10 protein-coding genes are annotated in these 10,280 nt (G+C 58.3%); 1 reads left to right on the top strand and 9 read right to left on the bottom strand.

Annotation, left to right across the window (positions count from 1 at the left end; translation table 11 throughout):
• Positions 1–49 precede the first annotated feature (49 nt).
• The 9 genes from ACEK02_RS30510 to rfbG all read right to left on the bottom strand — a co-directional run bounded on the left by ACEK02_RS30510 (position 50) and on the right by rfbG (position 8,891).
• Complete coding sequence (locus ACEK02_RS30510; protein ID WP_371425183.1) at positions 50–1,045, bottom strand: GDP-mannose 4,6-dehydratase; 996 nt, start codon at positions 1,043–1,045, stop codon at positions 50–52.
• Positions 1,046–1,131: 86 nt separating this feature from the next.
• Entirely contained in the window at positions 1,132–3,186 is a 2,055-nt protein-coding gene (locus ACEK02_RS30505; RefSeq protein ID WP_371425181.1) for a hypothetical protein, read from the bottom strand.
• A gap of 116 nt (positions 3,187–3,302) precedes the next feature.
• Positions 3,303–3,923 (bottom strand): class I SAM-dependent methyltransferase, encoded by a 621-nt coding sequence (locus tag ACEK02_RS30500; RefSeq protein ID WP_371425180.1) that lies wholly within the window; start codon positions 3,921–3,923, stop codon positions 3,303–3,305.
• A gap of 1 nt (position 3,924) precedes the next feature.
• Entirely contained in the window at positions 3,925–4,356 is a 432-nt protein-coding gene (locus tag ACEK02_RS30495) for a GtrA family protein (RefSeq protein WP_371425178.1), read from the bottom strand.
• Positions 4,356–5,042, bottom strand: a complete 687-nt coding sequence (locus tag ACEK02_RS30490; protein ID WP_371425176.1) for a class I SAM-dependent methyltransferase — start codon at positions 5,040–5,042, stop codon at positions 4,356–4,358. The genes ACEK02_RS30495 and ACEK02_RS30490 overlap by 1 nt, the downstream gene beginning before the upstream one ends.
• 9 nt (positions 5,043–5,051) lie before the next feature.
• Positions 5,052–5,825, bottom strand: coding sequence for a glucose-1-phosphate cytidylyltransferase (rfbF, locus tag ACEK02_RS30485; RefSeq protein ID WP_371425174.1), 774 nt, complete (start codon positions 5,823–5,825; stop codon positions 5,052–5,054).
• On the bottom strand, positions 5,822–6,820 hold the full coding sequence (locus ACEK02_RS30480; RefSeq protein WP_371425172.1) for a glycosyltransferase family 2 protein: 999 nt from the start codon (positions 6,818–6,820) through the stop codon (positions 5,822–5,824). Before ACEK02_RS30480 ends, rfbF begins: the two co-directional genes overlap by 4 nt.
• Positions 6,817–7,749 carry an NAD-dependent epimerase/dehydratase family protein gene (locus tag ACEK02_RS30475; RefSeq protein WP_371425170.1) on the bottom strand — a complete coding sequence of 311 codons (933 nt, stop codon included), beginning with the start codon at positions 7,747–7,749 and terminating at the stop codon, positions 6,817–6,819. The genes ACEK02_RS30480 and ACEK02_RS30475 overlap by 4 nt, the downstream gene beginning before the upstream one ends.
• Positions 7,746–8,891, bottom strand: coding sequence for a CDP-glucose 4,6-dehydratase (gene rfbG, locus ACEK02_RS30470; RefSeq protein WP_371425168.1), 1,146 nt, complete (start codon positions 8,889–8,891; stop codon positions 7,746–7,748). Before rfbG ends, ACEK02_RS30475 begins: the two co-directional genes overlap by 4 nt.
• A gap of 217 nt (positions 8,892–9,108) precedes the next feature.
• On the opposite strand from rfbG, the gene gmd reads away from it, so the two are divergent.
• Complete coding sequence (gene gmd / locus ACEK02_RS30465; RefSeq protein WP_371425166.1) at positions 9,109–10,200, top strand: GDP-mannose 4,6-dehydratase; 1,092 nt, start codon at positions 9,109–9,111, stop codon at positions 10,198–10,200.
• Positions 10,201–10,280: the final 80 nt, after the last annotated feature.

Below are 10,280 nucleotides of genomic sequence, written 5' to 3'. Positions count from 1 at the left end.
AAACTACTTTGCCAACGCCGGATACGCTTCAATAAAAACGTGAAACGCTCTAGCCGCCTCGCAGGACGCGGATCCGCTCATTCACCATCATTTCGACCAGCGCATCGAAACTGACTTTCGGCTTCCATCCAAGCCGCGCAGTCAGCTTCGACGCGTCGGCTTGGGTAAAGGGTGTGTCGACGTTGCGCTCCAGCGCCCGATCGACGACCACGTGGTGCTCCCAATCGAGGCCGACATGGCGAAACGCCTGCTCGCAGAATTGCGCGATCGAGCGACTCTCGCCGGTGCCGATGATGTAGTCGTCCGGCTGGTTGCTGGTAACGATCAGATGCATCGCCGCCGCGACATCGCCAGCGAAGCCGAAATCCCGGCGAACATGGATATTGCCGAGATGCAGCTTGCCTTCGGCAACGATCGGCCGCTTGTGCTCATCCAGCTCACGGGTCTCCCGCATTCCCAACGAGATGGCCGCCGCCGCATGGGCGATTTTCTGCGACACGAAACTGAGCCCGCGACGTGGGCTTTCGTGATTGAACAGGATGCCGCATGACGCGTGCAAACCTCGCTGTTTGCGAAATGCACCGACGGTCCGATGCGCGAATGCCTTCGATATTCCATAGGGCGACTGCGGATTAAACGGCGTGGTTTCGCTCTGGGCTTGCCCATGTTCACCATCGAACATTTCAGACGTCGAGGCTTGAAACAGCCGGCATGACGAACCTGTCTGAGCCAGCAGGCCGCAAATGCGCTGCGGCACCAGAGCGTTCAGAACTGCCGTCTGCTCCGGATACTGCCACGACAATCCAGGGCGCGTGATCGCTGCAAGATTATAGATTTCATCGGGCGAGGTCTCGCCGATCAATCGCTTCAGAAATTCGCTGTCAGCGATGTCGCCAGTGTGCCAGGTGATCGCCGGTCGAGATTCGACAGCCCCGGCCGGACCGCGTGACTGTGCGTGCACGTGATAGCCACGCTCAAGCAACAGCTCGGTCAGATAGCTGCCGTCCTGTCCGGACGCACCGGTCACCAAAGCTGTCTTGCTCAACGGTCGTTCCGATCGAAATCCGGGTTCAACATTTTCAGCGTTTCACAGTTGATCGCCTCAGGACCAGGAGGACCTGCATTGTCTCGTCAGTCTAGCGGAATGATGCCGATCGCGGAAACGCCCAGCGTACCGCTACCCGCAAAGTGCGCCCGGGTCTCAAGATTGATCACGTCAATGGGAAGATCGACGTCGACCGTCTCCTCCTGCCCGACATTGTCGGTTGGGGCAAACATGCCTTTCGCCAATGTACGCATGCCCTTGCCGCCATCCGGTACCACCACGTCCCATTCCTGCTGACCGGAGCTCGGGCCGTATTTGAAGACAAACCTGTATTTTCCGCGCGACAGTGATGCATAGGGCCCGAAGGTGAGATAGCCCGCTTTCGACTTGCCGTCCGCCAGGCGGCTTTTACTCCGGATAGAATCTCCCTCGATCGTCGAAGGAAGCGCAGCTGCCGGGATCGCAGAACTCTGTCCCTGATACTTTGCGAAAGCGGCGGGAAAGCCGATCCGGTTCGTTACCTCGAACTGCGACACATAAAATGTATTGCTCGATGCGCCCAGACGGAACGACGCGATCGGCTCGATCTTGTCCACGTTCGGCCCAAGCAAGCGCGCGGCCTCAGTGGGATCCTTGATGGTCGAGCTAAGCAGAAACACCTTGCTCTTGTTCCACATCGCCTGCGGCGGAAGCTCCGGAAAATTCTGTCCGTGCATCCACCATGCCCGCTCGGTGAAGGTGCTGATCACACAGGCAAGAATAGACCCATAGAGCGGATCCTTGTCCGACGTAATGAATCGCGGAAGGTCATTTCCGGCCAGCGACTGAATGAGCGCATGGGCCTGATAGATCGTCTCGTTCTGTGCGAACGGCCACACAATGAAGAAACGCGCGGCAATGACGACAACCAGCGCGGCTGCCATGATCGCTGCCCGCCGCACATAGAATCCCAGACTGAGAGCCAGCGCGATCACCGCCGCCAGAATGCGTCCATCGACGAGATGCTCATCGAGATGCAGGCGCAGATTGGCTGCTAGCGCTAGGACGCAGATCGCAACCACGGAACTGGTAGCCCAGCGCGGTAGCGTCGCCTCGATGAGAAACGGCAGGCAGAAATACGAAGCTGTCAGGAAGAAGGTCATGCGCAAACCTTCACGCATGGTGAAGTTCGAAAAGCCCGCCGCATCGACCGCAAACAGTGCCGCATAGAGGACGACGACACACAACAGCCAGACGATGGCTGGACGTTCGAAGCGCACCCGGCCGAGCAGGTTGAGGATCAGCGCCGCTACGGATGCGAGCCAGATGCCAAAGTGGACGGTGACCCAGGGACCGTTCCGCAGCAGCGCAAATGGGGATTCCCAGCTTGGATTCGTCTTCAACTCGATCTTGCCGACCGCCAGTTGCTCAACGAGAAAGAAGAAGCGGCTGCCCCAGATGGCCTTGTTCAGAATGCCGAACAGCAACTGCGCAATGACGGCGCCGACCACGATCCCGGCAATGGTCCAGTTCATGCCCCGGCGTGTGCGTGCCTCCGGTATGCGATACCAGACATAGGCCAATGCAGGCGCAGCGAGGATGATCGAGCCCAAGTGAATGAACAACATGCAGGCAAAGGCAAATCCCGCCAGCGCCAGTTTGACGAAACGCCCCGCCTGCTCTTTGCCCGCCCACGTCAGCGCGGCCATACCGATGTTGAAATAAGCGAGAACGCCAATATCGACATAGTTCCAACCATAGCCGCGAACGAAGAAAACATCCGTCGCGAACAGCGCAGTGACCAGCATCGCCTTCTGGCGATCAAAATTCGCAGCGACGAGATAATAGAAACTGGCGGTCGTCACCGCATAGCTCAGGTAGGCCAGAATGAACTTGGCCCACGTCTCGGAGAACAGCGAGAAGACGATGTAGCCGGGAATGAGGTATGGCAGCCGGGTCTGGTAGTAGTTGTTGCCGATGAAGGCATCCACATTGCGGTACTGCCCCAGCGACGTGAAGTGGCCGTAATAGAACCAGGTGTCGATATCCCCGACGCGATTGCCCAGCACCTCATAGTTCGCGAGAACCACGACAATCGGAAGAATGGCGAACAGAGCAAGGATGACGCGAGACCCGCCGGAGGCCGGAAGCAAGGATGGCAAGAAGGAGGTCCGCGTCATAGTCACCTTGTCGTCTTCAGGTCCTGTTTCGGCGGTCGTTCAGCGCGAGAATGTCGATCGAAAAGAACGCCGACACCACGCCACTGACGTCGCCGAACTCAACTCGTTCCGTGTTTAGTCGCAACTATACTCAGAAACGTATAGCTGATCCGCGACAGGTCTTCATCGACATACGCTGATAGTGATACGGCGGCGCCCGGGAAGAGCGCCTTGTAGCGCTCAGCAGTGCGGACATACTGGCCGCGATCCCAGTCTAGCAGCGTCTTCCGGAACAGCGTCTGTCCGGGAATATAGCATCCGTCCAGCGTGAAAATTCGGCCGCCCGGGCTCAGCGCGGAGACGGACGCCGTCAGAAGATTGCGTGCTTCGTCGTCGGTCAGGTGGTGCAACAACCCGTTCATCATGATGATATCGACAGGAGCAACTTCGGTCGCTGCAGCCTCGTCGAAGATCTGGCAACGATAGCGATCCTGTGGCTGCTGCGTTTTTCGCGCGCGCGCGATGTAGCGCTCGTCGGTGTCGAAGCCGAAATACTGAGAGGATCTCGGCAGAAAATCCCGCAAGTAGCCGGGACCGCAACCAACGTCGACGATCCGGGTATCCTCCGCGATGGGCAGATACCTCTGCATCGCGGCCAGGCGCGCGCCAAAGAAGCCACCGGCCCTCTGAAAGCCTTGATAGATTTGAGGAATCGCCAGAAGTTCACGCAGATCAGTCACTTCATCGTCCTTGGAAAGCCGCGTCGGTTCTAGGTGGAAAGACCCAGTAATTCAACAGCGTGAATGTCAGGACCGGCGCCACGACGATCCCCGAGGCGATGACCGCATAGGTCGGCCATTGCAGGACATTGGCGGCAATGTAGGAGACCCCGGATACAACCGACATCACCCCGGCCTGGGCGACGCCGTATTTGACCATCTGGCGCTTCCAGGAACCGCCAACCAGAAACGTGAAATTCCTGTGCATTAGAAAGCCCGTCGCAAGGCCCGCGAGGTAGCCGACGCACGACGCAGCAAAACTTGGAAGATTCAGAAATTTCTGAGCGAAAAGAAAGCCAGCGGCATAGGCCACACCATTAAACAGACCGGAAATGGCGAATCTCACGAGGAGCAGGCCCAAACGGTGGCGATCGGCCGCGCTCGATATGGGCATCAGATGCGGCCCATCGAGAAATACTGGGCGCCCAGCGGGATCCGCCCAAACGACTGATCCAGCACGCGCGTCACTCTGTTGAACGATGGTATCGTCAGGATAAACCGCGATCGCACGTCCTTGAAGCCGCCATTCGCGAGCAACCCTTCAGCTTCAGCGCTCTTCAAGAGGATGGCATCCTTGTCGAACACACAACGATTGACTACGCGCATCGTCAGCGGGTTGATAGGATTGTGCTCGAAGATGACGAAGATGCCGCCATCGCGCAGCACGCGCCTAGCGTCTTCGATCAGCACCGCCCGCGCTTCGACGGGAATATGATGAAACACGCAGACGGCGAACACGACGTCGAACGAGTTTTCGGCGAACGGAATATCCGAGCCATCGAACGCCTTGTAGTTCACATCGGCATTTCTAGTCGCGGCGATCTTGATACTTTCGCTCGAGACGTCGATGCCCGCAAGCGACCGGAGCGAAGGCCGGAGCAGTGCGTGATAGTTCCCGATCCCGCAGCCGAGGTCTAGGACGTCGACCTCTGTCTTGCCAAAGGTCGTGAGCAGAATGTCCTTCAGATACTCCGCCTTAACCCGCGTAAAGTAATCGACGTTCAGCCCCGAAAACGCCAGCGAGTCGTTAACGAGGGACTTGTAGTCGTTGCTATACGGATCAAATTCTGGGGCACTCATGGCGTGATCCTACGACCACTTCTTCCACGGAGGATTCTCGGACCAAAGCTGCTCAAGCTCACGCTTGTCGCGCAGCGTATCCATGGGTTTCCAGAATCCGGAATGTCGGTATGCGACCAGTTGTCCGTCCTTGGCCAGCGTCTCGAGCGGCTCGCGCTCCCAGATCGTGGTCTCATCCTCGATATAATTGAGCGCTTCCGGCTGCAGAACGAAGAAGCCTCCGTTGATCCAGCCCATCTCCGCATGTGGCTTCTCCAGAAATTCATCAACGCCGCCACCTGCATTGATGTCCAGAATGCCGAAGCGACCCGGGCTCGGTACCGCAGTGATGGTAGCCAGCTTGCCGTGCTTCTTGTGCGCGTCGATCAGCGCAGCGATATCGATGTCCGAAACGCCATCGCCATAGGTCACGCAGAACGGGCCGCCCTGCACCAGATGACAGACCTTCTGCAGCCGCCCGCCCGTCATGGTCTCGATACCCGTATCGATCACTGTCACCTTCCAATGCTCCTGCACCGTAGTCGACAGATAGCGAATACTGCCGGACAGCGTATCGACTTCGATGTCGTTTTCTTCAAGACGATAATTCGCGAAGTAGCGCTTAATCATCGAGGCCTTGTATCCACCGCAGATGATGAAATCCCTGATGCCGGCTGCATCATACATTTTCATGATGTGCCAGAGAATGGGGCGGCCGCCGATCTCGACCAACGGCTTTGGCCGGAGCTCGGTCTCCTCCGAGAGTCTGGTGCCCAATCCGCCGGCGAGAATAATGGCCTTCATTTGGATTGAATCTCCGTGTTCTCTTCATGCTCGATAGCAAAGGAATCGATGCGGTCGGAGACAATTGCAACGGGACCGCCGCGTACGGTGCTGAATATTCGGCCAATATATTCGCCGAGTAACCCGACGAAGGCTGCGTTCAGCCCGATGGAAGCCAAGGTCAGGAGAACTAGCGTCGTAAAGCCGCGCGGATCGGTTCCGCTGGTGAAGATATAGTCAATCAGATACACGACCATCAGCAGGATTGAAATGCCGCAGACTGCGAAGCCGAACATCGTGATGTATTGCAGCGGCTTCGTCGACTGGCTGCACACGCCGTCGATCGATAGCGTCAGCAGCTTGAAGAAATTGAACTTGCTTTTGCCGACGGTTCGCTCTGCACGGTCATAGACGATGCCGACCTGCGCATAGCCGATCGACGCGATGATTCCGCGAAGATATGGCGACCGATCCTCGAAGCTGCGTAGGTGCTCGATGACCGAACGATCGATCAGGCGGAAATCGCCCGCATCGACAGGGACTTCGACTTCGCTCAGCATTCGCAACAGCCGGTAGTGTATCTTACGCGCCCACAGCAACGCGAGATTTTCCTTGCGCTTGCGGCGGATGCCATAAACGACCTTGAAACCGCGCTCCCACTTCTCGAGAAACTGCGTGATCAGTTCGGGCGGATCCTGCAGGTCGGCATCGACCTGAACGGCGACATCGCCTCGGGTATTCAGCAAATTGAACAGGATCGAGCGCTGGAAGCCGAAATTACGCGAGAACTTGAACACGCGAAGCCGAGGTTCTGCTACCGCATGTTCGGCGAGCTTCGCAAATGTTTCATCGGTACTGGCATTGTCGGTGACGACGAACTCGAAATCATATGCGGGATTATCGCGGGCAACGCCCTGCAGACGCAGGATCAACTGGTCGATATTTCCCTCTTCGTTGAGAACGGGTACCGAGATAGAAATCAGCCGCCGTTGTATTTGCTCAGCAGTACCGTTCATGCTCTCGCTCGAATTGTCATACCGTCGATTGCCGCACGTATCCCGCTCGCCAATGTGTGAACGGGCTTCCAGCCCGTAAGCTCAAAAAGGCGCTGCGGGTCGCCTGCAAAACAGGCAACGTCGTCCGGCCTGGTGTCGATATCGCCGAAACCAAGCAGGGATCGCGGCGCCTGCAATGTGTCCGCAACCATTTCGGCAAACGCGCGCACCGTCTGCGCATCCCCCGAACTGATATTGACGACGACCTGCGGCTCTCGTTTGACGCACAGCGCCAGTTCGATCAGGGCAGCAACGGCATCGTCGACATATAGCGCATCCCGGCGCTGCAGGCCCGCCGACAGCCGCACGCGCTCATTGTTCTGTAGACTATTCACCAGACTGGGCAGGAGCCGGTGCGGCGCTTCTCCGGGGCCAAATACGCCAAACAGCCGCCCCACGACAAGGGGCAAACCGAGATCTCGCGCCATGGCCAGCGCGCACAGGCTCGCGGCGGCCTTGGAAGCCCCGTACAGCTTGAACGTTTCAAGAGGTTGCCGCTCCGTCACCGGACTGGTGACGCCCGCGAGGTCGTATTCGCCTCCGCTGCCGCTGATGACCGCAGCCTTCGCCCCGCAGAGTTTGGCCTGCTGCACCAAACTCCGCGTCACATCGACATTGACCCGAAACATGGCCTCTGCGTCGCGCTCGGCAGGGTTGACGCCATAGCTAGCCAGATGGAACACGAGATCGAAGGTCCGGCCGGACAAGGCATGCGCAATCGCCGGCGGCTCGAATTCCGGCACTACGATGGTCGCGCTCACACCATCGACGGGAGTATCGGAGCGCTGCAGCGAGGTGACGGCATAGCCCAGCCCCGCCAGATGCCGGGCCAAGTGGCGACCGATGAAGCCGGTCGCTCCGGTTATCAGAACTGCGCCGGAATGGGTCAACGGTTCGGCGCCATCATGTTCTGGAACGATTTGATTTGCGCGAATGTCATATCGCGTGCGCGTGCAGGAGCTTCATAGTAATCCCGGTACCAGTCCACGGTCCAGGTCAGCGTCTTACTGACCGAGAGGCGCGGTCGCCAGTTCAGGCGCTGGAGCGATTTCTCAATATTCAGGCGCAGCAACTGCGCCTCGTGCAGCGCCGCGCGCTCCACTTCCACCGGATGCTCGGGCAGCTTCCACAACGTCAAGGCCAGCTTGACGAGTTCGCTGACGGTCAGTGTGCTTTCAGCCATCGGGCCGATATTCCAGGCGTCTGCGATATCGCGCTCTTCGGCAAATAGTCGCGCGCCCAGCTCCAAATAGCCTTCGCACAGCTCGAGAACATGCTGCCAGGGCCTCACGGCGGCAGGATTGCGCAGCTTCAGCGGTTGCCGCGCCGCCAACGCACGCACAATATCCGGAATGATCCGGTCCGAGCACCAGTCCCCGCCCCCGACAACATTGCCGCCACGGGCTGTCGCGATCAGAGGCAGACCACCAGCGCGATGAAAATTGCGCTGGTACACATAAGCAACCAGCTCCGCGCAGGCCTTGCTGGCGCTGTAGGGGTCGAGCCCGCCCAGCCTGTCAGCCTCGACATAAGGATGATTTTCTTCCTTATTCAGATAGACCTTATCGGTTGTCACGCAGACAACCGCTTTCACTGAGCTGCATTGTCGGCAGGCATCGAGCACAGCCGCAGTGCCAACGACATTCGTCGCAAATGTTTCAATTGGGTCGCTGTAGGACTTGCGGACCAGCGGCTGCGCGGCGAGGTGAAAGACAATTTCCGGTGCACAAGCCTCGACGGCCTGCCTGACATCGGCGGCATTGCGGATATCGATGATCTCCGAACGCATCAGATCGCCAAGGCCTATCGCGTTGAACAGGCTGGGAGTCGTGTCCGGTTCGAGGCTCATGCCGTAGACGTCGGCACCGAGCAGATGCAGCCAGCTCGACAGCCAGCCCCCCTTGAACCCGGTATGGCCGGTGACCAGTACCTTGCGGCTCCTGTACACAGTTTCAAATTGGGACGGCATCGCCTCTCTCGGTATTCCGGATTGCGGACAGGCTCCGGCCCAGCCGCCCTCAAATTCGCACAATCTGCCGCGAAGCCTTACCTGCTTATGGGCTCCGCGGATATGCTCACAGGTAAAAAATCAGTGGGATTGCATGGGATTTGATCGCCATGCTAAGGCGTGCCGGTCCGATCAAAATAGTTGATTTGACTGGCAAATTGACTATTCACTGGGGTTGCAGTCGACAGCTCCCATCGCAACAATCTGAGACCCAATCTCCCTTAGCAGAGCGGCTTGCACCATGTCTTCTAAAACCGCATTGATCACCGGTATCACGGGCCAGGACGGCGCCTATCTTGCGGAACTCCTGTTGGCCAAGGGCTATGCGGTACACGGTATCAAGCGGCGGGCCTCGCTCTTCAACACCGATCGGATCGACCATCTCTATCTCGACCCGCACGAGCAGAATTTCGACCTCACGTTGCATTATGGCGATCTGACGGATTCCTCTGCATTGGTCCGGATTGTTGCCGAGGTGCAGCCTGACGAGATTTACAATCTCGCGGCCCAGAGCCATGTGGCCGTGTCGTTCGAGGAGCCGGAATACACCGCCAATTCGGATGCGCTCGGCGCGCTCCGCATGCTCGAAGCTATCAGGATAGTGAAGCGCGAAAAGACCACCCGCTTCTACCAGGCATCGACATCGGAACTCTATGGCCTGGTGCAGGAAATTCCCCAGAAGGAGACCACCCCCTTCTATCCGCGATCGCCCTATGCAATCGCAAAACTGTATGCCTACTGGACCACGGTCAATTACCGCGAGGCCTACGGCATCTATGCCTGCAACGGCATCCTTTTCAATCACGAGTCCCCCCTGCGCGGCGAGACGTTCGTCACGCGCAAGATCACGCGCGCACTTGCGCGCATCCACCTAGGTCATCAGGAGCGGCTGTATCTCGGCAATCTCGACGCCAAGCGCGACTGGGGACACGCCCGCGACTATGTCGAAATGCAGTGGCTGATGCTGCAACAGGAGACTGCGGAAGATTTCGTGATCGCGACCGGCGTCCAGCATTCGGTGCGTGATTTCGTCAACCTCGCCGCCGCCGCGATCGATCTCAAGATCCGTTGGGAAGGCACCGGCATCGATGAAAAGGGCTACGATGCCGCATCCGGCAAATGTATCGTTGCCGTCGATCCCCGGTACTTCCGCCCCACCGAAGTTGCGACCCTGCTAGGTGACGCCTCGAAGGCCAAGCAGAAGCTCGGTTGGCATCCGAAGACCACATTCGAAGAACTCGTGACCGAGATGATGACTGAAGATCTCAAGCTCGCAAAACGTGACGAGCTGATCAAGACCCACGGCTTCCGCTATTTCACGCGCCGGGAATGACGGCTGGTCGCTTCCACACATGGCTTGAAGCACTCTCGATCGTCATAGAGGGTCCGGCCCCGCGCGATCCCTGCAACAGA

This window comes from Tardiphaga sp., assembly GCF_041424195.1.
GTDB lineage: Bacteria > Pseudomonadota > Alphaproteobacteria > Rhizobiales > Xanthobacteraceae > Tardiphaga.
The sequence above is the reverse complement of the archived record's forward strand: the minus strand, read 5'-3'. Positions and strand labels throughout refer to the sequence as shown.